This is a genomic window from Photobacterium andalusiense, from assembly GCF_900185625.1.
Taxonomy (GTDB): domain Bacteria; phylum Pseudomonadota; class Gammaproteobacteria; order Enterobacterales; family Vibrionaceae; genus Photobacterium; species Photobacterium aquimaris.
Window position 1 is genome coordinate 258782 of the sequence record NZ_FYAJ01000003.1, and the last position, 25597, is coordinate 284378.

Here is a 25597-nt window from a genome sequence, read left to right on the forward strand (position 1 = left end):
TTTGTATTTAATAAGACTGATTAAATACATTTCTTACTTTTTACATCCTCTTTCAAATGGGAGGATGCAAGAAAGTGCTAGCAAGTTCATAATATATAACGATTATATCGAGTATGATAATAGTATTTTATAAGTATATTTTTGCGCGAAAGTAAGAATTCTTTTTAATATCCTGTTAGGAAAAAAGGAATACATATGACCATAGCAGCGGCTTGGGTTAGAACATTAAAGAAATCTGAGGAATTAATTGTAGTATCAGACAGCCGTCTCAATGGTGGTGGTATGAGAATGGATTGTGGGCAAAAAGTTCATTCCTTACCTCGATCTGACGCATTTATTTGCTTTGCCGGAAATACAATGTGGGCATATCCGCTAATACATCAGGTAATTTCTGCAATCTCAACATACGATCGGTCAGCTTCACGAGCTCAAGACATCGTAGAACTTAAAACTCATGTGCTAAAAGTCTTCGAGAGCCTCCGAGGTCAAATCGCTGATGCAATCCCTGGAGATGAGAATCCTGATGCAGAGTTTATCTTTGGTGGTTATTCCTGGAAAAATAGAAAATTCATGATTTGGCATATTTACTATCAGCCCAAAATGAAAGCTTTTGAAGCTCACCCTGCAAAAGAATGGAAAGGCAAGCAATGGGTTTTTGCTGGTGATGCTCACCAAGTGCAGGATGCAGATCGTAGATTTCGTAAAATCCTTGAAGACAAAAAGGCAAGACCTCACGAGGTAGAAGATTTTAAGTTTGATTGGGAACCGGGTGAAGCTATCTGTGACATGCTGAAAGATGCCCAAAAAGGTATGGAGTTTAAAACCTCTTCTATTGGTGGTGCACCTCAAATGCTGAAAGTATACGAGTTTTTGTCTTCGAGTCATTTTGCTGTTAAATGGCAGAATCATGATGACAGCGAACCGGTGAGTTATGTTTCGGGTCGCAAACCTTTAGGTTTTGAAACTCCTGATTTGTGGGTGTTTGATCCTGATACATTAACGACAAGTCATCCATTATATTCTTCCGAAACCGAAGAGTAATTTTCCTAACAAATAAGGATATGTGTCGCGAAGCCGACACCTATCGAAGTGTTGGACAAGCTTAAGCCTCCTTATATCAGTAAATATTGCGAATAGGGTAAAGCGGGGGATGACCTTCTTTTGTTCAACATACTTTTCTTAATACCTACAGGGCTAAATAGATTAGAAAAATCTAACACGCTTTTGTCCACATTCGAGCTAGCTTTCATGGCTAGCTCAAATTTGCCCCTTTATGCGTTAGACCTTTTACTCATTCATATTTTATTAACGTGATTTTGGATTAGTTTTTGTATGTAATCAGGTTTATTTAATACATTTCTTACTTTTTACATTCTCTTTCAAATCTGTAGATGTAAGAAAGTGCCAGTAAGCTCATAATATGTAAAGATTATATCTAGTATGATATCGGTGTTTTATAAGTATATTTTTGCGTAAAAGTAAGGATGCTTATTAATATACTGTTAGGTCTAGTGGGTAGGATTACAGATAATTATTATGAAACAAGAACAAAAAATGAATGAAAAAGTTGCTGAGTTTCCAAACTCAACAGATGTAGAGTTAAATCAAGAATCTCAAGAATCTCAAGATGAGAAAGAAGTGCTAAATGAGCCTAGTCTACGTACTGCTCATAGTTTTGATCATGAAAAATACGAATTAGAAAAGAAAGAGCGTAGTAAGCGTATGTACATAATGCTGACGTTTTTCTCTGCATTTTCTATTTTTATGTTTGCTGCCTTTGTTAACAAAGAAGCGTTTATCTTGGACTCAGAGACTGCTGTGGTTATAAACCAAGCAATCAATGCAGTAGTGTTATTAGTAATTCCATTCTTGTTAGGTTCAGTGGGTGGTTTAACTCGCATTCTTATGTCTGACGTTGTGGTGGATCATCGTGGAACATTAGTGGTTTCATCGGGTCTTATGGCAATGTTTTCTTGGATAGGCATTAAAAGTGGAGTGTTACTCGCTATAGTTGCTCCGCACCTCGAAAAACAAGGCGTAGTTGCAAATGTAGAGGGAACTACATCGAGTGGTTTCTACACAATGGCTTTAGTAGCAATTGCAGTTGGTATGTTTTCAACCAACTTATATTTGTTTATTAATAGTCGGGTAGAACAGTTAGCGTTTAGAGCAAATAACGGTGGTAACTAGCCCTACTAAAGCATTTGAGACAGATTACCAACGCATGTCGCTTTCGGCTTACTTCAATTTCACAATAGTTTAAGTAGGGCGGCTAGCGTTGCTCACCACTTAACGCGGGGTTATGTGCCACCAGATTTTTGAGGCAATAAATTGAAGTATAAAGACTTGTCGAAAATTGTACTAGATCTATACAGCACAGCTAAGAGTATCAATTTGCTCAAGCAGCATGGAGTTAGTGCGCCTGATTCTGTGATTGAACAGTTTTATATTGATCATAATTCCGAGAGTTGCTTTTTAGCTCTCTACGGTGATCTATCACTTCCTGATCTAAAGTGGGAGCTAGTTGATTTTGATACGACGAAGTTTTTGCAAATAGGTAGCAACGCTTCATTTCCTGATTTCCTTGAGGAGGAATCTGAACGCGCATCGCATTTCCACGATGTTGGAGAGGCTGTGATTGATTGCCGAGAGGAAGTACTCAATCATTGGAAAAAGCATGGTACTTGGCTAACTCCACCGATATTTCTAGATGCAAATGTTCTTGGTGGTAAATCTGGCATACCTCATTTAGTTGAGGGGCATTCAAGAGTTGGGTGCCTGCTTGGTATCCAAAAATATAAAATCATTCCTTTGGCTGACAGACACAAAGTGTATTGGGGCTCTATTCGCAAAGGCACATAGCAAGGCACTAGTTTTTCATTTGGAGTAATTTTTGAGTGGCATGAATTTGAATAAAAAAAGTGAACTGAAAAATGCGTCTGTTGATGCAGGGTTGGTCGCCATTGAAGCTATTCCTTATGTTGGTCCAATAATAGCTAGAACTATCGATAGAAAACAAAACAGATATGAATTAGGAAGAACTCAGCAATTTGCACTCAGTATATCTGAGCGGGTTCAAGGTTTAGAGGCGAAACTATCTAGGTATGATCAAGATCTTGCTTTGAATGAGTTTATGTATGACCTAGCGAGTCACGTTAAAACTTTACGTGGAGAAAAATTAATAGCTGCTCATGCTGGATTATTTGTTAGTGCTCTTGAGTCCGGAAATACAATGGATTGTGAGTTTGCCTTTAAGATTTTAACTGGTTTTACAGAGCATCATTTAGCGGTACTTAATTTTATGTGCACGACAGATTATTTCAATGCAGAAACCGTGAACTCTTCGAGTACTAAGTTTGTAGAACCACATGATATATATCGTGAATTTCCAATATTTAGTTTTACCAAGCAACAGCCGAAAATCGAAGCATCCTACTCTTTACCTTCAGGTGTTCATGAACATGACACATTTGTTATAGATGCAACCACTATTGATTATCCAAGCCCTATATTGGAGAAAATTGCCAATGATCTAAAGACAATGGGGGTAGCGTCAAGCCCTCTTTATCACTCATTTCAAGGTGATCCAAATGGCACACTTTACCTTTGTATTACGACGATTGGTAAGTGGTTGGTTCAAATATCAAAAGTTGAAAACTAAAAAATTGCTTAAGAGTGATTTGTAATGCGTGGCATTTTTACTATGCGGTGGCTTATGTGATTAAGGGCTGTATCGTGGCTTTTGTATTGCGTTACTCTCATCACCTTAGCAAGGCGTTAAATTTCTTTTTAGTTCAGAGGTTGGAGAAAGAATGGAAGAGTTAAAAAAGTTGAAGAACTGATTTTCGATATAACTAATTGTTATTAAATAAAATTATTAAGTAGAATAACATTCCTATATTCTTTCGAGTCTAATTGTTTATGAGGCCTTATGTTTGGTGAGAAGTTTGTGTTGTTACAACAGGAAGGTTTTTTAACCCAATCAAGTCTTAGCCAAGGTTTGACTAACCTCAGGAAGGCGAATATGGGAGATAAGGAAAAAGGGCTATTTTATTCAGCATTTTTTCAGTTATCGATTGGGATAGAAAGACTCATGAAGTTAACCATACTTCTGGAATACATGCTTGAGAATAAACTTGAAGTTATGACGGACAAGCAACTTAAGCATAAATACGGTCACAAGATTAAAGACTTATATTCTTCGATTAAGAGTATCGCAGTACGTCATGACTTACCTGTAGATGGTTTTTACCATGATGGAATCGAGTGGAGTATGATTCATTTTATTCATGAATTTGCACTTACAGCTAGGTACTATAATTTGTCAAAGCTAAGTGGTGGTTCCAATACAAATGACCCACTCTCAGAATGGTGGGACATCATATATGATATATATTTAGATGAAGTAGCTGAAACTAAGCGAAATAAGATTAGCAAAAAATGTTATTCAATTTGTGATGCTAATGGCAGTAACTCATTCACTTATCACCATGACTTTCATGGCAACATAATGACTGAATTTGAATTTTTATTGTACCCTAAGATAATCGAAGCAAGCTCACCTCATGCCACTTGGTTTATCATAAAAATTCTCAAGCCAATTTTTAATGTGATGAGAGAACTTCAGTTCAAAGTTCAAGAACTAGAGCATGACCTTGGTGAAGATAGATCAGTCATCCCGTGTTTACACGAGTTTTTTCCTTTTCTTTGTTCTACAAGAAATATGGCGCTCAGACGGAAATCTTGGGGTTAATGCAACCATTAGAATAATAAACAAGGAGCTTCAGCCGAATTATCTATAGGATTGACTTGTAAGGCTTCTTTAGTTATTTGTTGATGCTTTTACAATGACCAGAGGAGATCGCTTAAAAAAACGTATACAAAAGTACACGGTAAGGATGGAAAGAGTTTACACATACTCAAGTTGTAACTTCTCTGATCCCAAGCTAGTTACGCCATAATAAACGTTAAGACTGATTCCCAACGCACGGTATTTACCATAACGGCACTTAGTGCAAAAATAACATAACTAATCCCGCCTTTTGCTAGTGCAATTTTACTCATGCACTAGCACTTCACAACAATGTTGCCATACCTCTAGCTTTCATAGCTGGCTCATTTCTGCCCCATTTCTTCTTAATTAGGTGTGTCAGTGGCAGGGCAACTAGAAATATCTGCCTTATTTTAACTAATGAAAACAGCCATAAGTTTTTCACTACCTCTACGAGATAACGAACAGAATTAGCCACAAACTAAGCGGTGCTACAACTACTCTTTTCTTGTATGATATGCGACCAATTTGGGATCTCAATGACGAAGGATAAAGTTCAATGAAATTAGATATGTACTCAACATTTGCCAGTGAATACGACGAAGTTATTCAAGACAATATTTATAACGCAAACTTGGAGCGACCAACGCTTCAATCAATGCTACCGACATTGGTAAATCTTAGAGTGGTTGATCTAGGCTGTGGGTCAGGTGTTTACGCTCAATACCTTCTTGCTCAAGGTGCTGCGAAAGTTACTTGTGTTGATTATGCTGAAGAAATGATCCAACTAGTTGCAAGAAAAGCTGAACTAGCTGGTGTAAGCAATAAAGTTGATGCTTATGCGCAAGACCTATCCGTAGGGCTGCCAAATGAAATAGATGCAAGTGCTGACATGGTGATATCTCCCCTAATGGTTCATTATCTAGAAGACCTCAATCCACTATTTGCTGATATCCATCGTATTCTAAAAATTGGAGGATCATTTATATTCTCTACTCACCATCCATTCGCAGATTTTGAATGTTCTAAGTCAGGAAATTATTTTGAGCGTGAATTAGTTCAGCAAGAGTGGGATACAGTAGGTAAACCAGTCCAAGTTAAGTTTTACCGTCGCTCATTAACAGAGATCACCAATGCTTTGACTCAAAATGGTCTAGTAATTACGCAAATTTCAGAAGGTGAAGTAGACGAAAAAGTAAAGGATATGGATAGTGAAACTTACACCTACCTATCAAATAACCCTAACTTCATCTTCATCAAATGTCAGAAGATATAAGGTCTGGAAACTTAGACGTGTTTTTGCATCCAACTAGCACCTTGGTTGATAGAATACTAATCCCAGCGTTTGTAGGGGCTAAAGGAATTTGGCAATGTATTTGAAGCCCTTACATAAACTAATCCGTTAAATGCTAATTTAGCGAAAGCTGTAGCTCATTTCTGTCCAATAATGAGTTGACTCTCTAGCTAACTTGTTGTGATCACCAAACGATTCAACCACAACAAACCTCACCAATCTAAGGCAATTTTACCCACCCATTTCACATAACATCTGTTGTATGAATTTAGGCTGTAAGCCCCATTTAGAAATGTCCGCTGGTGATAAGAACGTCAGAAATTGACTGAAACTGGAAACAAACCCAAATAGCAAAAGGGCGTAGAAGCTAGCTTCTACGCCCTTTTTGATAGATTAATTATCAATAAAATTAAGCTAAATTACATCCGAGCTTTGAAGATATTAACGATTTCTTCTAGGCTCGCTTGACGTGGGTTAGTTAAAGAACAGGCATCATTTAGGGCATTTTGCGCCATAAATGCGAGTTTATCTTCAGTTACACCCAAATCAGTTAAACGTTGCTTAGTGCCTACTTTTTCAGATAGTGCATCAATCGCTTCAAGGGCTGCATTTACTGCTTGCTCTTGGGTCATTGCGGCGGTGTCGATACCCATCGCTTTAGCAATATCAACAAAACGCTCTGGTACTTGTTTGGCGTTAAAGCGTGAAACTTCAGCCAATAAGATTGCGTTACATAAACCGTGTGACAGGTCGTAAACCCCCCCTAATTGGTGCGCCATTGAGTGCACGTAACCTAAAGAAGCATTTGAGAATGCCATGCCAGCAAGGTACTCACCGTACTGCATTGCATCACGTGCTTCACGGTCTTGACCGTTATTCACTACAGCTTCTAAGTTGTTAACAATTAACTCAATCGCTTTGATTGCAGATGCATCAGTGATTGGCGTTGCAGCTGTTGAAACATACGCTTCAACCGCGTGAGTTAATGCGTCCATCCCTGTGGTTGCCGTTAGGAACTTAGGCATTGCGACCATTAATTCTGAATCGTTAACCGCAATAATAGGGGTGAAGTGCTTATCAACTACTGGATATTTGGTTTCATCTTCTTGGTTAGTGATGATCGCAAATACTGTCATTTCTGATGCTGTACCCGCGGTTGTGTTCACTGTTACCAATGGCAGTTGTGGTTTCTTAGATAGATGCACGCCTTTTGAGTAATCACGAATATGACCACCGTTAGCAGCAACTAATGCGATACCTTTAGCTGTATCGTGAGAAGAACCACCACCAAATGAAATCACAAAATCGGCATTGCTTTGTGCAAGAAGCGCAAGGCCATCTTCAATGTTTTTCTCAGTTGGGTTTGGCTGCACACCATCGTAAATAACAAAATCTAAGTTATGTGCTTTTAGCTCATCTGTTAGCTTGCTAACCAGACCCACTTCAACTAACACACCGTCAGTGACGATAAGGGCTTTTTTCAATTCTTTTGATGCAAGTTCAGCACCTAGAGATTGAATAGCGTTAGGACCCATTAAGGTTACAGGTGGCATGTAAAATACATTGCTCATAGTAAAACTCCGATAATTATTTATTAATTTATAGTGACTTACCGCGTTAGCCATAAGTCTGAATTTGAGTTTACGTTGAGGGATATACTGTAGGAGAAATGTATATCCTTACCGATTTTGGTGTCACTGTTTGCTTCAATAACTTCATTCTACGCCCTATCATTTAAGTAACAATAGAGGCTAATACCAAAACACTTTTACAAAATAGATGGTAATTAAAAATAGGGTAAAACGGTTTGATGAAGATGATTTAATAATAAAAACAGTGAGTTAATTATTTGTCAGCTGCTGATAATAGTTTTTCATTAAAGCTCATGTGGCTGTTGTTGTTGGTTACCACAATCCCTGAATGTGATTTATCAGCAGTGCCGCTTACAGCGTAGTGGCTGGCTACAACAGCATTATTGGCTTGGTTATTGAAACTAACGTTACCTGTGAATGCGCCATCACGTGCTGATGCAGTGTAAGAAGTGGCGATAATAGCGGTAGCGATAATTGCTTTAATAACTGTTTTCATGAGTCGTGTAACCTTATCTTGATAATTGTTGTCAACGCTGTCTGCGTTTCGATGGAGCTATAATAACAATTACCAAAAACAAAACAATTACATGAAATAGTAAAAGATTATTACATCATGGGAATAATTGGTGCTTTGGGGGAGAGAGAGGAGCAGAGAGGTCGCTGTTGTGATGACGGGTAAATACATTATTAGAAAGTGAGATAATAAAACGGCCGCAATGCGTGCGACCGTTATCGATAAAGAAAGCAGATAACCAGAGCTTAATTAAATTGGCTGATCAAGTTGATCGTAACGACGCAGTTTATAATTAAGAATAGATAATACCCAACAACCAATAAATATCACAACCACCCCAATACCGACCATGCCAAAGTGATCGGTCATGGTATTAATACCGTTCCAAAACGAACCGTTTAATTTTAAACTTGAAGCAATAGCGCTCAGTGCCTCTAAGCCACCGATGATCAATGCCACAATCACAGAAATACCTGTGATGGTCATATTGTAATAAAGCTTACGTGATGGTTTTGAGAATGCCCAGCCATAAGCACCGATCATAACCAGATTATCAAGGGTATCAATTAACGACATGCCAACGGTAAATAAAATCGGGAAAATCATAATTAACCAGATATTCATTCCTTGAGAAGCATTGGTTGCTGACAGTGCTAATAAGGTAATTTCACTCGCAGTATCAAAACCAAGTCCAAATAAAAAGCCAATAAAATACATATGCCAGCTTTTATTTATAAATTTAAAAGAAAAGTGAAAAAGTTTATTTAATGGGCCGGTTAATTGAATATTTACATCCGCATTGGATGGACGAATACCTTGTTTATAGGCGCTAAATTTTTTATAAACCGATAAGAAAATACGAAGGTTGATATAGGCCATTATCAATAAAAATAAAATTGATACGCTAGTACCAATAATACCGCCGATATCACTAATAAAAGGGATTTTTGACTTAAAGGTGCCAACGGTTAATGCAATCGCTGCGGCGGCTAGCATCACAATCGTTGAATGGCCCAGTGAGAAAAATGTTCCGATAGTGATAGGTTTTTTACCTTGCTCCATCATTTTACGAGTCGTGGTATCAATGGCGGCAATATGATCGGCATCGACAGCATGACGCAAACCAAGTGACCAGGCCAAAAGGGACATACCCAGCATTTCTGGATGATGATGAAAGGCAATGACCGCAATAACCCATACGGCTATATTGATTAAGATAAGGCTAGATACCAGCCATATTGCATTTTTTTTGGTGTTATCGCTGATTTTCATTAAATATAATATCTCTGTTTTTAATAATAGTTATCATTCTCTTTATTTGACTGTGAGATTTAACTAAGTCTTAACGCTATTTGAATAAATAGTTTATTTTCAATTGGTTATATTTTTAAAATTTGACTTTAATTCCACTTTTTATCTGTGGTTTATTATTTCTGTATTATTATAAACATCCCTTGAGCGTATGTATTGAATTTTTGAGTATTGTTATCTATATAAAAGTAGACCACTATATTTCTGCTCTTTTATGGAATAATGAATTTTAAAATAATAAAAAAGGTGAATGTTATGTCAGTAACTGCTGAAGGAAAGAAAGTCTCAATTTCTGGTGTATTTCCACAATCAGGACAACAAGCGCCAGCGTTTACACTTTGTGGTGTTGATCTAAGTGATTTGACACTAAGTTCGCTAGCAGGAAAAAAAGTGGTGTTAAATATCTTTCCAAGTGTTGATACACCAACTTGTGCGATGAGTGTGCGTGCGTTTAATAAAGCGGCGGCTGAAATTGATAATACGGTTGTCGTATGTATTTCTGCGGATCTACCGTTTGCAGCAAGCCGTTTCTGTGCTGCCGAAGGGATTGAAAACGTGAAGATGGCATCATTTTTCCGCGCGCCTGAATTTACTCAAGACTACGGTGTAAATATTAACGCGGGTCCGTTGAAAGGCTTAGCAGCACGTGCGGTGATTGTTATTAATGAGACCGGACAAGTGACGTATAGCGAGCTTGTGGCTGAAATTAAACATGAACCGAACTATGAAGCAGCAATGACGGCTTTACGTTAAAAAACATCCCCCTATAGCCTAAGTGCTTTTAGGGGGATTTTATTCTCGGTATTACTTCGCAAAGATGAATTTCATACCTAAAAAGACGCTGATTATCGCTCTTGGCGATGTTAATTTAAATCGCAACGCAATCGATTGCCTTTGGTTTTTTTTCAGGTAAAATCCCGCCATCTTATATTCTGCTTGGTTAATAATAACGCTTAACATATACGCAATCTATTGAACAATAAGTGTTTATTGTTCTGATATGTTATTTATTGATATGAATGTTTTTTATTCAACGTCAATTGAAATTAGTCGCAGTCTTACACAATAACTGCCTTCGTTAGTTTATTAATTGGTATACCGACACATGATTAATATCGATGAAAAAATATCACTTCCTCGCTCGCTTTCTTTGGGGGCGCAACATGTTTTAGCGATGGATCTATATATTGTTCCAATTATTTTAGCGGGTTTATTATCACTAACGGTGTCTGATACATCGGCACTTATTCAAATGACATTTGTGGTTGCAGGATTGGCGACCATTATTCAGTCGCGGTGTTTATTAAAACTACCCGTGATGCAAGGGCCGTCTTATATTCCGATTGGAGCTATTGCTGCTATTGGTCAAACCATGGGAATGGGAGCGGTGTATGGCGCGTTAATTCCAGTTGCACTATTCGTTGCGTTGCTGGGTAAGCCATTAAATTTATTTAGTAAAGCAGTTCGAAAATTAGTGCCACCGATTGTAGGCGGTACTGTGATCATTGTGGTAGGAATTTCATTATTACCAATCGCGTTTAATGGTATTTACAGTGGCGAGCGACCAACTGAAAACATTGTGATTGCGTTGGTGAGTATGGTGTCACTATCAAGCTTTATTTTATTAGGTTGTTTGTTTAAGTCATTGCATTGGTTGCGACTAACCTCAGTGTTAAGTGCGATTGTATTAGGTACGTTAACAGCTTCTTTTTATGGCATGACGGATTTCTCATCGGTAACAACAGCGGCGTGGTTTAAATTGCCGAGTTTATTGCCTTTTGGTGAGTTAACATTTGATCCCATTGCCATTTTGACGATGTTATTTATCTCAATGATTGTGTTAGTTGAAACTACTGGCACATGGTGTGCCGTGAGTGCGGTGACTGGCGTTGAGCTAAAAGATGAGCGCTTAAATCGTGGTGCAACCGGTGAAGCGGTAGGACATTTCTTTTGTGCAGCATTAGGTGGTAGCCCTGTTACGGGTTATTCAACCAATGCTGGCATTATTGCCGTCACGGGTGTTGCCTCACGCCATGCGATTATTGCCGGTGGCTTTATTCTGTTATTGCTAGGCTTAATGCCTAAATTAACCAGTATTATTGCTTCGATTCCCCATGCTGTTATTTCTGGTATTTTCACCGTTATTTGTGTGGTTATTGCGATGAATGGTTTTCGAGTGATTCAGCATATCAACCTTAATGAACGTAATATGTTAGTGGTCGGTTTACCTATTATGTTGTCACTTGGTGCGGTGTTAATGCCTCGTGAATTAGTTTACGCCTTACCTGAGTTAATCGGTTACTTAGTTAACTCAGGCATTGCGATTGGTGCCTTAGCCGCGGTGATTTTGAATTTCATTTTGCCTAATGAAGATCAACCTGTTGCAGCTGAAACCGTTACCCAAATAGATACTCAAACACACACAGAGAATAACGCATGATTGATATAACAATGATTAAATTTGCTGTCCTTGCTGATTGCTTTCACTGTCCAGTAAAAGGTGAATTTGAATTCAATATTGATTGGTTATTATTGATTGATCATCAAGGGAATATTGCTGCAACTTACCCGCCGCAGCACCCTGAATATGCTGACTTATTAGCGGCGTTTAAGCGTAATGATAGCCTACAAGTGATCCCTAAAGGGGAGTATTTATTACCGGGTTTGGTGGATTTGCATTGCCATGCACCACAATGGCCACAAGCAGGTAAAGGGCTTGATTTACCTCTGTATGATTGGCTTCAAAATTACACTTTTCCACTTGAAAACCGTTATTCAGATAATGATTTTGCAGCAAATGTATATCAAGATGTCACTAAAACATTATTAGCTAATGGTACTACTAGTGCTGTGTATTTCGCTTCTATTCACCGCCAATCGACGGAGTTACTCGCACAAACATGTTTGAATGTCGGTCAACGTGCTTTTGTCGGTAAAGTGAACATGGACAATAGTGACCAATGTCCAGCTTATTACTGTGAACCAAGTGTGACACAGGCAATTGATGACACTGAATTGTTTGTTAATAACGTATTTGAACTGGCCGGAAATCAGTCACGCTTAGTACATCCGGTGATCACGCCGCGTTTTGTACCAAGTTGCACCAGTGAACTATTGCAACAGTTAGGTGGTTTAGTACAACGCTATGATCTTCATATGCAAACCCATTGCTCTGAAAGTGATTGGGCGCGTGATTACAGCATTCAACATTACGGTGTCAGTGACGTGACGATTTATGCTGATATGGGGCTACTGAATAATAAATCGATTCTTGCTCACTCTATTTTTCTTAATCAAGCTGATATTGAAAAAATTAACCAGTTTAAAGCGGGTATTGGTCACTGCCCATTATCAAATATGTATTTTGCGAATGCGGCGATGCCAGCACGTGAATTATTGGATCACGGCGTACAAATCGGTTTAGGCAGTGATATTGCGGGAGCGCCATCACCGTCTATTTTCCGCGCCAGTTTTGATGCCGTCAGTCATTCCCGTGTCCGTGAAGAAGGGGTGGATATTTACTTACCTGCGTCTGAGCGCGGTACTGCCAATGCGCGCATTAGTTTTGTAGAAGCATTTTGGATGGCCACAGTCGGCGGTGGACAGGTGCTTGATGCTAAAGTGGGCTTATTTGAACAAGGGTATCATTTTGATGCAATAGTGATTAAAGCTAATTCTGGTATCGGAAATTTACGTATTTGGCCTCAATTTGACAGTGCAAAAGATATTTTAGAAAAAATCATTACGCTTGCTCAACCTGAAAATGTGGCAAAAGTATGGGTACAAGGTAAAGCTGTTATTTAATCATTATTGTCTATACCTGTGATATTTAGAAACCGTTACGGCAATATACGTAACGGTTTTTTTTATGGGTAATATAATTAAAACTGTGACATTGAGTCCAAAATAACGGTTTGAAGAATATGCGGTGTATCACAGCGTATAATTGCTGTTACAAAAAGCCTGTGAATGCGTAATTAATCCTATATCTCCTGCTATTAACTTTATTGATAATCCTGCCACAAACTTTTCACTGTAGTTCCAAATATAACAATCTACAGTCAACGTGATGAGCTAGGGAATGGATATGTCGACAATGAAAATATTGCCTTTGGCACTAATGGTCGCAGCAGCACTGACAGGGTGTAATGACGAAACCATCTATAACAATACCACTGTTGTGCCCGATAAAACGGCACCTGAGATAGTGCTAACGGGCAATACTAAATTTGTCGATCCATTTATTGGTACTGGCTTTAATGGTCATACCTTTCCTGGTGCAGTGGTGCCTGAAGGCATGATTCAGTTGTCACCGGACACTGAGCTAATGGGTTGGCATTCTTCATCAGGTTATCATTACGATAAAGATACTTTATTTGGTTTTTCGCATACTCATTTAAGTGGCACCGGTATGGGCGGCTTAGGTGATATTCTGTTTTTACCGTTTACTGAAGATAATCAACACTACATTGAAGATAGCGATGATTACAGTAAAGCGATTGCGGTTAAAATGGATAAAACCTCTGAGCAGGCAGAAGTGGGTTATTACAGCGTTGAAATTGCCGATAATAATATTAAAGCAGAATTAACCGCATCTGAGCGGGTTGGTTTTCATCGCTATACTTATCCTCAAGGCGCTGATCAGAAATTAAAAATTGATTTAAATTCGATTTTAAACAGTGACTGGGGTTCGACTTCATTACGTAATCAATTAACCGTCAGTGAAGATGGTTATACCATCACCGGTGAAAGAGACGCGGCCCATTTTTCTGGTTGGGCGAAAAATCAGAAAATATTCTTCCATGCAACCTTTGATAAAAAAATCAAAAATGTGGTTATCCTTGCTAACGGTAAACCGGTAGCAGGCTTAACTGCCGAACATGTTTCAGAATTACTGCGTGATGATGCAGGTAAGCCAGTTAAACGCATTAAAGCTGACGTTACTGCCTATGTTGAGTTTGAAGGCGGTGATACTCAGATTGTTAATGCTGCCGTTGCAATCTCTGCGGTAAGTGCCGATGGCGCTAAAGCTAACCATGATGCTGAAGGACAGCAATCGTTTGATGAAGCGCGAATGGCGGCGGTGAAGAAATGGCAACGAGCACTAAATTTTGATGTTAAAGGCGGCACATCTGAGCAAAAAGAAATCTTCTATACTGCGCTTTACCATACAAAAATAGCGCCGCAAGTACACCAAGATGTCACTGGTGAATTTAGAGGCATGGGTAAAGGCTCGATTCGTAATGGTGAGGGCAACTACTCGATTGCCTATGGTCAAGCGACACCGGAACAGCCAAATTTTTCAGTGTATTCACTGTGGGATACTTTCCGTGCGTTGCATCCATTAAAAACCATTACCGAGCCAGAGCGTGCGGTACAGTATGCTAAGAATATGGTTCAAAAATGGCAAGAGAGCGGCTTATTACCGAAGTGGGAACACTTAGGGGATGAGACGGGTACCATGATTGGTTATCCAGCAGTAGCGGTAATTGCTGATGCAATCACCAAATTCCCTAATGAATTTACCTTACAAGAAAAACAACAAGCACTACAAGCAGCGGTTGAATCATCTACTTATGATGAGCATGCAACATTAGCTCAAGAGTGGGATCTCGATGTTTTAAAACGGGTGTTACCCGATGCGGTTAAGTTTTCTCAACAACATGGTTTTGTGCCTGTTACGAATGAAAATGCTGAAAATATTAAAGAATCGGTGTCTTACGGTTTAGAAAATGCGTTTTATGATTGGGCGATTGCGCAAATAGCGAAAGCGGCAGGTAATACAGAACTTGAGCAACAATATCTAGCGCGTTCACAAGCATTTAAGCGCTACTTTGATAATAATTCAATCGAGTATGCAGAACATGGTGTGTCTGGATTTATGCGGCCGTTAACCATTGACGGTGATTTTATTACTCCGTTTGATCCGTATAAAACCGCCCATGAGTCAGGCCCTTATGCTGAAGGTAATGCATGGCAGTGGACATGGTTTGTGCCACACGATATCAAAGGATTACAAGATCAAATGGGTGGGCAAGCAGCGTTTGCTAAAAACTTAGATGCCACCTTTACCGCGGGCAGTAAAGGTACAGAAACCGCTGATATGTCAGGCATGATTGGTCAGGTTGCATTTGGTAATGAGCCTTCGCACCATATTCCATATCTTTATAATTGGACTGCCGAACCTTGGAAAACCCAAGAAGTGGTCGATCATATTCTAGATAAAATGTATTTTGCAGAGCCTGCTGGCATTATTGGTAATGAAGATGTCGGTTCAATGTCGGCCTGGTATGTAATGTCGGCGATGGGCTTTTATCAAGTCAATGCCGCTGAGCCTGTTTATACCGTTGGTCGTCCATTATTTGATGAAGTGCGATTACCCGTAAAAGATGGTTTCTTTACCGTGAAAGCATTAAATAATGCTGATGATAATATGTACATTAAATCGGTGTCTATTAATGGTAAACCGTTAGATAACGGATTGTTCTTTAATCACACTGAATTTAAAGTCGGTGGTGAACTAAAATTTGTGATGACAGCTGATAAATCGCAAGCCATGCAAGTACCGATGAACTAGCTAACGCGTTAAATAACAAGGGGGCTGATAGTTATATAGTAACTATCAGCCCCTTATTGTTTGATTCTTATTGTTTTTACTATTTAAACCATAACAGTCGGCGTATTATTTCTGTTAATGGTGGTCATAGTCATACTTGAGGTAACTGACAACGTAATTTATGGAGGCATAAAACATTAAGCAATAACCCAATAATTCAGAACTTTCTTCAGCAATATTTTTTACTACTCGATGAAAGTCGTTGCCTAAAACAAGATGCCACATTTCACCCATGCCAAATAAGCGAGAGTAAATCAAGGTTATACCTAAGCCTAAACATAAAATAGGGAAGTAGCTATTACTCATAAATTCAGCTAAAGCGGACAGTGTTTGTTGTCGTTGTTGGTTGGCATATATTAATGCCATAATGGCGATTGCCGCAGCAGGATATACCCAAAATCCATGAAAAACCAATTGGTCAAAAAACAGATCTAATTCTCTTATTAGCATACAGGTAAAAAATCCCGCAACTATAAAAGCACAACGACGATAAATTACTTTCGTTATTCCTAAATAGAAAAATATCATCGTACAAATAAATAATAATAATTCTTGTGTATATTCAGTTAATGATTGTTCTGGAATGTTATCCTTTAAATAAATAACATCATAATCAATAACAGCAATAGGTATTGTTAGTATTATAGCTAGAATAATAAAATTAATAAGTTTTGACATAATTATATTAATATCTGAACGCATGTTATTACCGTTATTATAAATAGAAAGTTATTTTTTTTGTCGTTTATTGTGCTTAGCATAAAGAAAAATAGACTCTCATTGCAATTTTGATTTTATAGTATTCAGTATTTATTCAGATAATAAATGTGTCTTTATTTTAATATTTGCGCTAAATTATATGCTAAATATTAATATGCTACGTATTGATTATTGAGGCTTTTTTTTGCTTAATGTTTGATGTTATAAGCTTTTATTAAGTATTGTGTTGTGTGGCAATAAAAAAACAATAAAGAGATTATTACCTGTCAGTAACGATGATTTTATAATGAGTTTGCAATTTGTAAGTCGGACCTGTTTATTTTTGAGTTGAATTTAACTCGTAAAGAATGTTTTGTTTTTTTAGATGATAGATATGATGCTGTTTGTTTAACTTTTATGTTCTTTCTTATTATTTATATCACGTTAGTTAAGCCGTTATATTTTGTATAACGGCTTTTTTGTGGCCAATGTTTATTAGCTTTCACTCAGTGGTGATATTTCATTTGATTCCACTAATATTTCACTCGCTGCATTTTTTATTATTTGCCAGTGTTCAACGGCTATCGATATACCATGTTTCCACGCATGTTGTTTTGCAGCTTGTAAATCACAGGATGAAAGATGTTGGTAATTTTCTTTTATAAAAGGAAACGTAAATGTTTTTTTGCTGATCTCTATCGATAGTGACTGTAAATCCATTATTGACAATAATTCACTTGTCGTGGCTTTATGATTGACAATATAGAGTTCAGGTAATAATTCTCCCGCATTTAATATATAGATGACTTGTTTATAATCACTACTATTAAGCCACTGTGCTTTAACGGAGAGCCCTTTACCTGCCAGTTTAATTAATTCACTAAAGGCGAGCCAGCGATGATGACATTGAGTGATATTAAGCACAATAGATGAGCGATTAGCTAAGTTATCTAACGTGAAATCAAGTAAATTTGGTAAATGACACAATATACTACAGCCAAATAAATTTGCCGTGAGTTGCTGGTCGATAACAGGTTCGACATAAACAGCTTCATCTTGTTCAAGGGCTAAAAAATGCAGTGCATTAACAAAGTGAGAAACACCGTTTAATCCCACCATCTCTAAATCAACCACCATATTCGCGATCATATCAGATTCACCACATTGACGCTGTAACCCTTCAAAGGCTTTAGTGCATTGGGTGATTAATTCATTATGAGAAACGTTAATCATGGGAACTCCTTGATATCTGTAGCTGTCGTTGGTAAGAGTGGAAATAACCATTCATCAGGGTGTAACTCATCAGAAAGTGGAGCACCTTGAAAAAAGGTCACACGTAACCAACGGTCAGAGCGAGGATCAAATTTTGTTGCGCCAAATATGGCTAATTTACACCGAAGTAAATGTATTGGCAGTGTGTGCTTATCAAGAATATTTATTTGAATATCCCCCATAGCACATTGGCCAAGCGTCCATGTTCGGCGTGCAATCGCGCGGTATTGTGGGTGTTTTAATAAAAAAGTCGCAAGAGTTTCTTGTGGTGATGCGCGCTGTAGTTCTTGATATAAAAAGAAAACTTGTCGAGCAATATCAAGTGCTAATTCTTTTTCTTCTCCTACTTCTTGGCCTCTGATCCCAATACGAGGTTCTTCTTTATCTTTTGAACGGTACCAAAACCAGTAATGATTAAGTGGCTGGTAGAAATCAATCTCTAACGCCCATTGATAGCGTTGTTGTAAGAGCAATATGAGATCGCTAACGCAGATGCCAGTGCTTAACGATAAGGTTTCATCTGCATTGAAATTATTTTCCAGCATGTCTACTTGCTCGGGGTATAGCTCAAGGATACAGGCGGTTAAAATCTCTTGCGTTTCTTGGCTCATAAGGTGGTATTTGGCTAACAGCTGTTGCCAATTGCCATCATCGGTAGAGCTAAATATGAGTTGCTCCAAAATAGTTTGAAGCTCGGTAATTGCGACAGCATTTAACTGACGTTGATAAACATCAATCGTTGTTATCTGGTGTAAATGTTCAATGGCACGTTGCAGTAATGGTGCTAATTGTAAGCGGCTGGTGGGTGTTATTGGGTTTGCCATCGCAATTGCAATCGCAGTTTCACGGGTGGTCATCCATTGATCAATAATACGCGGGTGGCGAATTAAATAAGGTGCCATACCGAGCCCTGTGGCGTTACCAATACCAAGATAACGTTGTAATGGACGTGCTAACGTTGTCGCGTTGCCATTTGCTTGTTGCTGGGCGAGAAAGTGTACCCAGTCAAGGCTAAATTGACGCAGAATATATACCGCGCACATCTGCGCACTAAAAGAGAGACTTAAATCAGGGTTATCTTCTAAGAGTTCAAAATCAGCAATACCAAATTTACCATTACCATAAACAGCAGTAGTACGAAGAATGTAGCCCACATCAGCAAGTAACTGAGTATCTGGCTGTTGTCCTTGCGCTAATTTTTCTATGAGGTGATTGAATATTCTGACACTTTTGTTGGCGCGCGCAAGTACCAATACTTGACTTGATAAGCGCCCAGCTTCTTGAAGGGGAACATTATTATGGAGCTGATCAAACAATACATCATCGACATCACCGATCACCAAGGCAAATGTCACATCCCACTTTTCAGCGATAACACGATCATTGCGATCTTCATCATTAATGGCATTTGAAAACACCACTAAATGATAATGCTGGTTGGGAGTATCTAAGCGATATTGGGCGATTCCGTATCCTTGCGAAGATATATTCCACACTGTTGGCGTGATTTTCCATTGCTGATTGGCCATACGACGAATAAGGATCCGTACAAAGCTAAGGCGGTTTTGATGCATTGCGCCGAGCTTTTTAGGTTGCATGACAACAGCAGGGTTGCGTAGGGACATGTTGGTTGCGTTGCAACTGTGTGTTTTCATGTTGTTCACCCTTTTATTGTTATTTAGGCTTATTGTTATTTAGGTTTGATAAGCTGCTATGTTATGAACGCTTTAAGATTAGAGTCCTTGTTGTTTTGCCATTTGTGCCGCAAGCCGAGGTGCGTCCCACAATGAAGGCAGTAAGATTAGTGATACGGGGACGGCAGTGATAACGATAAATGACTGTAGAGCCGATATTCCGCCTGAACCTAAAGAGATCAAAATGATTGCCGTTAGTCCCATCATTATTCCCCAAAACGTTCGTATAAACGCATTAGGCTCAGTATCGCCACTTATCACAACACTGATGGTATAAGTCATGGAATCGCCGGTCGTTACAATGAAGATGGTGGTTAAAATTAAAAATAGAATTGAAATAAGGGTTGGAAAAGGCAGATGCTGGGTTATTGCCAGTAGTGCCCCAGGTAAATTGAACCCTGCAAACGCTTCGCTAACTAAGCCTGGGGAGGCCATTTCAAAAGCAATACCTGTACCACCGACGATAGTGAACCAAAAGCAGGTGATCAGTGGCGCGCAAATATTTAGCATCAAGATTAATTGGCGTATGGTTCTGCCGCGGGAGACACGGGAGATAAAAATCGCCATCATTGGACCATAACCAAGAAACCAGCCCCAGAAAAAAACTGTCCACCAGCTAAGCCAAGCTTCATCACCACGGTAGGTCGCCATCGGAATAAAGTTATTGATCATGGTGCCCACACCTTGCAGGTAACCATTAATAATGAACCCTGTCGGTCCGATAATTAAAATATATATCATTAGCCCTAATGCGAGGATCACATTCCAGCGGCTGAGAAGTTGAATACCACGGTTTAGACCGCTTAAGGCTGAAATGGTATAAATAACGATAGCCAATAGCACAATAATGAGCTGAGTCGTGAAGCCGTTAGGAATATCAAATAAGCTATTTAAAGCAAAACTTATTTGTAATCCTAAAAAGCCTATTGGACCAATAGTGCCAGCGGCGACAGCGACAATACAGCAAGCATCAATTAATGAGCCTGTCGCACCAGTGAGTGCTCGCTTGCCTAATAATGGATAGAGTAATGTTCGTGGTTGTAAGGGTAAGCCTTTATCATAATGAAGGTGCATTAATACAATTGAGGTTAAACTGCCTGTTATTGCCCAAGCGAGAAATCCCCAATGCATAAATGATTGTGCTAGAGCATTAACGGCTCTTTGCCATGTATTATCAGGATCGCCATAAAGGGGCGGTACTGTAATATAATGTGCAATCGGTTCTGCCGCCGCCCAAAATACGCCTCCTCCTGCGAGTAAAGTACACAGTAAAATAGCGACCCAGCGAAAGCCATCAATTTCAGGTTTAGCGAGATTACCTAATACGACCCCACCCGTTTTGCCTATGGCAAGCGCAATCCCAATTAAAAATGTTAGTAATAGTAATACCTGCCAGTAAGGCCCAAAGAATGTAATAGCCCAAGCAAAGCCGCTGTTAACGATGGTTGTTAGCAAGGTCTTATCATAGAGAGCCGTGACGATAAAAAGGCCAATGAAACCACCACTCAGCCACATTACTGGGTTTAATAATTCCAATTTTTCGATGGCTGTTCGTGGTATAGGATCGGGGGTTATCGTATTGGGTTTTTCTGACATGCTCTATCTCCCGTATTGCTAAGGTAGTAGATCGCTCTTTCCTCAGACCAGAAAACAACGCCTAATAGATTGGATTTGTTCTTTTTTAGTTATTCGTTGCTAATGTGCTATTGGAACTAAGCCTTGTTGCAAGAAATTAAACCAATTTCCCCCCAGTATCTGTGCGGTTTCGGTATCATTAAAACCATGTTTAATAAGTCCTTGATAAATATTCTCCATTCCATGCTGGTCATTAAACCAAGCAAGACTTTCTGGCCAACCTGAATTATTAGAATTGCCTTCTCCATAATCCATGGTTTTTGACCAGCGGCCATTACGCATCCACTCTAAGACTGATTGTGGTTGGTTTAAGCATAGATCACTACCAATGCCAAGGTGTTCGACTCCAACCATTTCTGCTGTGGTTGCAACCATGCGACAAAAATCATCTAGACGACATTGACTACCGTTAGGTAAATGAAAGGGGTATAAACTAAAGCCAATTAAGCCCTTACGTCGAGCAAGTGAGCGAATAACTTGATTGGATTTGTTGCGCCGTGCTGAATGAGCAAATGAGGGATTAGCATGACTAATACAAATTGGTCGTGATGATACATCAATCGCTTCTAAGGTTGAGCGTTCTGCGCTGTGTGACATGTCGATGATCATACCAACGCGATTCATCTCAGCGATAGCTTGTTTACCAAACCGAGTAACGCCATTATCTTCTTGTTCATAACACCCGGTCGCGAGCAAGCTTTGGTTATTATAAGTAAGCTGCATGATCAATAGCCCTTGCTGGCGCATGATTGCTATTAAATCAATTTCATCATCAATAGGTGAGCAGTTTTGTGCGCCTAAAAAAATCCCCACTTTATGCGTTGCTTTGGCAATTTTAATATCGTCAGCACTGCGTACTGGCATAATGAGATCTGCATGTTGCTCAAATAATCGATTCCATTCACCAAACCGAGTCAGGGTTTGTCGTGCATCTTCGTGATAAACCATAGTTGCGTGTACCGCTGTGATACCACTGGCTTGTAAGCGCTTAAAGTAGGGGCGATCCCAATGGCAATATTGCAACCCATCAATAATAATATGATCGTTATACATACAAGCATTCCTTAGTATGGACGTTGATAAGCCGTTTTAACTATGGTGTAGAACTCTTTCGCATATTGACCTTGCTCACGAGGACCGAAACTGGATTGTTTGCGACCGCCAAAAGGAACATGGTAATCAGTGCCCGCAGTAGGAAGGTTAACCATCACACAGCCTGTTTGTGCTTGCTGTTTAAATAAAGCACTAGTACGTAAACTTTGAGTAACAATACCGCCAGTTAAACCAAAACGGGTATCATTAACGGTGGCGATTGCGTGCTCAATATCGGTGACTCGAATAACACAAGCCAATGGCGCAAAGACTTCTTCTTGGTTAATACTCCAATGGTTATCGGTATTTAAGAACAATGTTGGTGCCATATAAAAACCGTCATGAGCGCGGGTTAGTTGTTCGCCACCACAGCCTAATTCAGCGCCTTGTTGTTGGGCTTTTTCAACCCAATTCATATTAGATTTTAATTGGTTACCATCAACAACTGGCCCCATAAAAATACCATCCTCAAGAGCATGACCGACTTTTAGAGTATGGATACGGTCAATCAGGGCTTCGACATAAGCATCATGAATGTTGTCCATTACCACTAAGCGGGAAGAGGCAGTACACTTTTGTCCTGTGCCTGAAAACGATCCCATAATGGTTGCTTCGACAGCGATATCAATGTCTGCATCATCGGCAATCACTAATGCATTTTTACTGCCCATCTCAAGTTGACAGCGTACAAAGTTAGGCGCGGTTGCTGTGGCGACTTTACGACCGGTATCGACAGAGCCTGTAAAACTCACCGCATTAATTTGATTTGAATGGATAAGAGCGTCACCAATATCACTGCCGCTACCTAAAATAAGATTAAAGGTACCAGGTGGTAGGCCTTGACGATCAATAATTTCAGTAAGGGCGACGGCACTGGCGGGGGTGAGATTGGCTGGTTTCCAAATAACACTATTACCAAATGCTAATGCTGGTGCTATTTTCCATGCTGCAGTGGCTGTTGGGAAATTCCACGGTGAGATAATGGCGACAACTCCGACAGCTTCACGGCTAACTTCAACAGAAACACCGGGGCGAGTTGAAGTGGCAAGATCGCCCATTTGGCGTAGTACCTCAGCAGCAAAATACTGAAAAAATTGCCCAGCACGATAGATTTCACCACGTCCTTCAGCAAACGGTTTACCTTCTTCACGTGAGAGTAATGTTCCTAATTCATCACAGCGTGCAATCAGCTCATCACCGATGGCTTGGAGGATGCGTTGTTTGTGTTCTAACGGCGTTTTTTCCCATGTTGGTTGAGCTGTTCTAGCAGCATCGATAGCATGTTGCAGTTGTTGTGAACTAGCTTGAGCAAAATGACCAAGACTGTCAGAGGTATCGGAGGGATTAATATTATTGATCGTTGTGGTGCCATTGTGCCACTGACCATCAATATACAGTGCATTTTCAGCCTGTGAGCGGAGACTATGTTTAGAGTATGACATCGACATATCCTTGTTCGGTTCAGTAAAGGGATAACTATGCAAAATGGAGAGTGCTATTGACTGACCGCAGCATAAACAACAAATTCAACCAGCATTTCTTCACGAGCGAGGCCTGCGACAACAATCGCGGCACGGTTTGGATAAGGTGCTGAGAAATAATCAGCATAAATAGTATTGACCGTATTGAGATAACGGCGATCTGTAACATAAATAATCACTTGCAGTACTGCATTAGAATCGACGTTGGCACACTCAAGGGTATGGATTAAGTTAGTGAATACTTGATGAGTTTGGGCTTCAATACCTCCGCTGACGACGGTGCCACTACTATCGATTGGGATCTGCGTTGTGTATAACGTTCCATTATTAACAATAGCCCATTCAAGTGGTGCTTTAGAGGTAAATAGCTCAGTCTTTATCGACTTTTTGATGGAGGTATCAGACATAACTCACCTTTTTATGTAACGATAATGTTTTTATTTGGTTAAATTGTGCTGAATAATTGATGATAAATCGAATGGTTTATTTTTCACTTTTGATAAATTTATTTTATCGGTTGTGACTTAAAGAATGCCATTTACCGATAATTAGAGAGAGTGATTGTTGCTATGGATATAAAGTTACAGCAATTGAAGTATTTTTTGCTGGTGGTTGAGCATGGCGGTTTTCGAGCTGCATCAGTACGTGCTAATCGTTCACAAGCAGCGTTATCTACCTCAGTAAAAGAACTGGATAAAATTCTGGGTCAACGGTTATTTGAAGCTGGACATAAAGTGAAATTAACCCCTTTTGGTGAGGCATGTTTACCTAAAATTCAGCATTTTATGAAACAGTATCAAGATCTTGAAAGTGATTTGTGGGCGACAGCTATTGGTCAGAGGGGAAAAGTACGTATCGCAAGTGTACCATCGGTGGCGGCCAAATTAATTCCACAGGTAATGGCGAGTTTTACTGAGAGTCATTCAAATGTTGAAGTCTCTTTAATTGATGATAATGCGATAGGCATTGAAGCTCGATTATTAGCAGGAGAAGTTGATTTAGCTGTCGGTCATTGCCTTCATATTAATGATAATAATATTGATTTTACGCCATTATTATCCGACCCGCTGGGGGTAGTTTGTCTAGCTGATCACCCTTTAGCATGTTGTACACAAGGGCTATCATGGCAACAATTACGTGCCTTTCCATTTATTATTAATGGAACATGCCAATTATTAGACAATACTCCAGCACGAGTGTTATTTGATCATGCATTGTATTCGGTTGAAAATATTACCTCATTATTTTCAATCCTAGAATTAGGGATCGGGATTACCATATTACCTAAATTAGCGTTTCCATCTCATCATCAAAAACTAACGTGGATTCCGTTAAACGATCCAAGTATTGAGCGAATAATTGGCATATTACGCTTCAAAGAAAGACAAATATCACCTCAAGCAGAGGCTTTTTATCAGTTATGTTTACAGGAATTAAATAAGATTAATTTAAACCAATTTAATCATTCATCGTTTAATTAGCAGACGCTTTAATCGTATGTAACAAGCTAATCAATGATTATTTTTAATAGGTGGAGAAATAATAATATTGAGATTGAAGCAATATCACTAAAAAAGTATTTAGCGATAAAAGTCCAGTGAATGTATTATTTTGCTACTACTTAAG

Annotated in this window: 21 protein-coding genes; 11 read left to right on the forward strand and 10 right to left on the reverse strand. The window is 39.1% G+C overall.

Annotated elements, in window-relative coordinates; translation table 11 throughout:
- The first annotated feature begins 195 nt into the window (after positions 1–195).
- The 6 genes from PAND9192_RS10245 (at position 196) to PAND9192_RS10270 (ending at position 6047) form a co-directional block, all read left to right on the forward strand.
- The gene (locus PAND9192_RS10245) at positions 196–1041 is read left to right on the forward strand and encodes a hypothetical protein (RefSeq protein ID WP_087853725.1); all 846 of its coding nucleotides are present in this window, start codon (positions 196–198) and stop codon (positions 1039–1041) included.
- A gap of 495 nt (positions 1042–1536) precedes the next feature.
- Positions 1537–2190, forward strand: a complete 654-nt coding sequence (locus PAND9192_RS10250; RefSeq protein ID WP_087853726.1) for a hypothetical protein — start codon at positions 1537–1539, stop codon at positions 2188–2190.
- 141 nt (positions 2191–2331) lie between these two features.
- On the forward strand, positions 2332–2862 hold the full coding sequence (locus tag PAND9192_RS10255; protein WP_087853727.1) for a hypothetical protein: 531 nt from the start codon (positions 2332–2334) through the stop codon (positions 2860–2862).
- A gap of 31 nt (positions 2863–2893) precedes the next feature.
- Entirely contained in the window at positions 2894–3661 is a 768-nt protein-coding gene (locus PAND9192_RS10260; protein WP_144018099.1) for a hypothetical protein, read from the forward strand.
- 270 nt (positions 3662–3931) lie between these two features.
- The gene (locus PAND9192_RS10265) at positions 3932–4753 is read left to right on the forward strand and encodes a hypothetical protein (RefSeq protein WP_087853729.1); all 822 of its coding nucleotides are present in this window, start codon (positions 3932–3934) and stop codon (positions 4751–4753) included.
- Between the two features lie 577 nt (positions 4754–5330).
- A complete protein-coding gene (locus tag PAND9192_RS10270; RefSeq protein ID WP_087853730.1) occupies positions 5331–6047 on the forward strand; it encodes a class I SAM-dependent methyltransferase in 717 nt (238 codons plus the stop codon).
- A gap of 437 nt (positions 6048–6484) precedes the next feature.
- Here the strand turns inward: PAND9192_RS10270 and PAND9192_RS10275 are convergent, their stop codons facing one another.
- The 3 genes from PAND9192_RS10275 to PAND9192_RS10285 all read right to left on the reverse strand — a co-directional run bounded on the left by PAND9192_RS10275 (position 6485) and on the right by PAND9192_RS10285 (position 9443).
- On the reverse strand, positions 6485–7636 hold the full coding sequence (locus tag PAND9192_RS10275; protein ID WP_087821347.1) for an iron-containing alcohol dehydrogenase: 1152 nt from the start codon (positions 7634–7636) through the stop codon (positions 6485–6487).
- Positions 7637–7910: 274 nt separating this feature from the next.
- The gene (locus PAND9192_RS10280; protein WP_087853731.1) at positions 7911–8153 is read right to left on the reverse strand and encodes a hypothetical protein; all 243 of its coding nucleotides are present in this window, start codon (positions 8151–8153) and stop codon (positions 7911–7913) included.
- A gap of 267 nt (positions 8154–8420) precedes the next feature.
- Entirely contained in the window at positions 8421–9443 is a 1023-nt protein-coding gene (locus tag PAND9192_RS10285; protein ID WP_087853732.1) for a HoxN/HupN/NixA family nickel/cobalt transporter, read from the reverse strand.
- Between the two features lie 294 nt (positions 9444–9737).
- Between PAND9192_RS10285 and tpx the strand changes: the two genes are divergently transcribed.
- The 4 genes from tpx (at position 9738) to PAND9192_RS10305 (ending at position 16059) form a co-directional block, all read left to right on the forward strand.
- Entirely contained in the window at positions 9738–10235 is a 498-nt protein-coding gene (gene tpx, locus PAND9192_RS10290; protein WP_065168678.1) for a thiol peroxidase, read from the forward strand.
- Between the two features lie 352 nt (positions 10236–10587).
- On the forward strand, positions 10588–11922 hold the full coding sequence (locus PAND9192_RS10295; protein WP_087853733.1) for a solute carrier family 23 protein: 1335 nt from the start codon (positions 10588–10590) through the stop codon (positions 11920–11922).
- Complete coding sequence (gene guaD, locus PAND9192_RS10300; RefSeq protein WP_087853734.1) at positions 11919–13286, forward strand: guanine deaminase; 1368 nt, start codon at positions 11919–11921, stop codon at positions 13284–13286. Before PAND9192_RS10295 ends, guaD begins: the two co-directional genes overlap by 4 nt.
- A gap of 283 nt (positions 13287–13569) precedes the next feature.
- Positions 13570–16059 carry a GH92 family glycosyl hydrolase gene (locus tag PAND9192_RS10305; RefSeq protein ID WP_234999065.1) on the forward strand — a complete coding sequence of 830 codons (2490 nt, stop codon included), beginning with the start codon at positions 13570–13572 and terminating at the stop codon, positions 16057–16059.
- 114 nt (positions 16060–16173) lie between these two features.
- Here PAND9192_RS10305 and PAND9192_RS10310 read toward each other — a convergent pair whose 3' ends face one another.
- The 7 genes from PAND9192_RS10310 to PAND9192_RS10340 form a co-directional block, all read right to left on the reverse strand.
- Positions 16174–16800 (reverse strand): hypothetical protein, encoded by a 627-nt coding sequence (locus tag PAND9192_RS10310; RefSeq protein ID WP_087853735.1) that lies wholly within the window; start codon positions 16798–16800, stop codon positions 16174–16176.
- Between the two features lie 492 nt (positions 16801–17292).
- Positions 17293–18030, reverse strand: a complete 738-nt coding sequence (locus tag PAND9192_RS10315) for a DUF3726 domain-containing protein (RefSeq protein ID WP_087853736.1) — start codon at positions 18028–18030, stop codon at positions 17293–17295.
- Complete coding sequence (locus tag PAND9192_RS10320) at positions 18027–19724, reverse strand: hypothetical protein (RefSeq protein WP_087853737.1); 1698 nt, start codon at positions 19722–19724, stop codon at positions 18027–18029. The genes PAND9192_RS10315 and PAND9192_RS10320 overlap by 4 nt, the downstream gene beginning before the upstream one ends.
- 78 nt (positions 19725–19802) lie before the next feature.
- A complete protein-coding gene (locus tag PAND9192_RS10325) occupies positions 19803–21359 on the reverse strand; it encodes a BCCT family transporter (protein ID WP_087853738.1) in 1557 nt (518 codons plus the stop codon).
- Positions 21360–21458: 99 nt separating this feature from the next.
- Positions 21459–22451 carry a membrane dipeptidase gene (locus PAND9192_RS10330; RefSeq protein WP_087853739.1) on the reverse strand — a complete coding sequence of 331 codons (993 nt, stop codon included), beginning with the start codon at positions 22449–22451 and terminating at the stop codon, positions 21459–21461.
- 11 nt (positions 22452–22462) lie between these two features.
- Positions 22463–23932 (reverse strand): aldehyde dehydrogenase family protein, encoded by a 1470-nt coding sequence (locus tag PAND9192_RS10335; RefSeq protein ID WP_087853740.1) that lies wholly within the window; start codon positions 23930–23932, stop codon positions 22463–22465.
- Positions 23933–23985: 53 nt separating this feature from the next.
- Complete coding sequence (locus PAND9192_RS10340) at positions 23986–24378, reverse strand: RidA family protein (protein ID WP_087853741.1); 393 nt, start codon at positions 24376–24378, stop codon at positions 23986–23988.
- Between the two features lie 162 nt (positions 24379–24540).
- On the opposite strand from PAND9192_RS10340, the gene PAND9192_RS10345 reads away from it, so the two are divergent.
- Positions 24541–25452, forward strand: coding sequence for a LysR family transcriptional regulator (locus PAND9192_RS10345; protein ID WP_087853742.1), 912 nt, complete (start codon positions 24541–24543; stop codon positions 25450–25452).
- The last annotated feature ends 145 nt before the right edge of the window (positions 25453–25597 follow it).

What these genes read in the sequence shown, in the direction of transcription:
- PAND9192_RS10295 (WP_087853733.1), top strand. Translation starts at nt 10,588, where the DNA reads ATGATTAATATCGATGAAAAAATATCACTTCCTCGCTCGCTTTCTTTG.
- PAND9192_RS10330 (WP_087853739.1), bottom strand. Translation starts at nt 22,451, where the DNA reads ATGTATAACGATCATATTATTATTGATGGGTTGCAATATTGCCATTGG.
- PAND9192_RS10265 (WP_087853729.1), top strand. Translation starts at nt 3,932, where the DNA reads ATGTTTGGTGAGAAGTTTGTGTTGTTACAACAGGAAGGTTTTTTAACC.
- PAND9192_RS10340 (WP_087853741.1), bottom strand. Translation starts at nt 24,378, where the DNA reads ATGTCTGATACCTCCATCAAAAAGTCGATAAAGACTGAGCTATTTACC.
- tpx (WP_065168678.1), top strand. Translation starts at nt 9,738, where the DNA reads ATGTCAGTAACTGCTGAAGGAAAGAAAGTCTCAATTTCTGGTGTATTT.
- PAND9192_RS10285 (WP_087853732.1), bottom strand. Translation starts at nt 9,443, where the DNA reads ATGAAAATCAGCGATAACACCAAAAAAAATGCAATATGGCTGGTATCT.
- PAND9192_RS10275 (WP_087821347.1), bottom strand. Translation starts at nt 7,636, where the DNA reads ATGAGCAATGTATTTTACATGCCACCTGTAACCTTAATGGGTCCTAAC.
- PAND9192_RS10315 (WP_087853736.1), bottom strand. Translation starts at nt 18,030, where the DNA reads ATGATTAACGTTTCTCATAATGAATTAATCACCCAATGCACTAAAGCC.
- PAND9192_RS10250 (WP_087853726.1), top strand. Translation starts at nt 1,537, where the DNA reads ATGAAACAAGAACAAAAAATGAATGAAAAAGTTGCTGAGTTTCCAAAC.
- PAND9192_RS10325 (WP_087853738.1), bottom strand. Translation starts at nt 21,359, where the DNA reads ATGTCAGAAAAACCCAATACGATAACCCCCGATCCTATACCACGAACA.
- PAND9192_RS10245 (WP_087853725.1), top strand. Translation starts at nt 196, where the DNA reads ATGACCATAGCAGCGGCTTGGGTTAGAACATTAAAGAAATCTGAGGAA.
- PAND9192_RS10310 (WP_087853735.1), bottom strand. Translation starts at nt 16,800, where the DNA reads ATGCGTTCAGATATTAATATAATTATGTCAAAACTTATTAATTTTATT.
- PAND9192_RS10320 (WP_087853737.1), bottom strand. Translation starts at nt 19,724, where the DNA reads ATGAAAACACACAGTTGCAACGCAACCAACATGTCCCTACGCAACCCT.
- PAND9192_RS10305 (WP_234999065.1), top strand. Translation starts at nt 13,570, where the DNA reads ATGTCGACAATGAAAATATTGCCTTTGGCACTAATGGTCGCAGCAGCA.
- PAND9192_RS10335 (WP_087853740.1), bottom strand. Translation starts at nt 23,932, where the DNA reads ATGTCATACTCTAAACATAGTCTCCGCTCACAGGCTGAAAATGCACTG.
- guaD (WP_087853734.1), top strand. Translation starts at nt 11,919, where the DNA reads ATGATTGATATAACAATGATTAAATTTGCTGTCCTTGCTGATTGCTTT.
- PAND9192_RS10345 (WP_087853742.1), top strand. Translation starts at nt 24,541, where the DNA reads ATGGATATAAAGTTACAGCAATTGAAGTATTTTTTGCTGGTGGTTGAG.
- PAND9192_RS10270 (WP_087853730.1), top strand. Translation starts at nt 5,331, where the DNA reads ATGAAATTAGATATGTACTCAACATTTGCCAGTGAATACGACGAAGTT.
- PAND9192_RS10280 (WP_087853731.1), bottom strand. Translation starts at nt 8,153, where the DNA reads ATGAAAACAGTTATTAAAGCAATTATCGCTACCGCTATTATCGCCACT.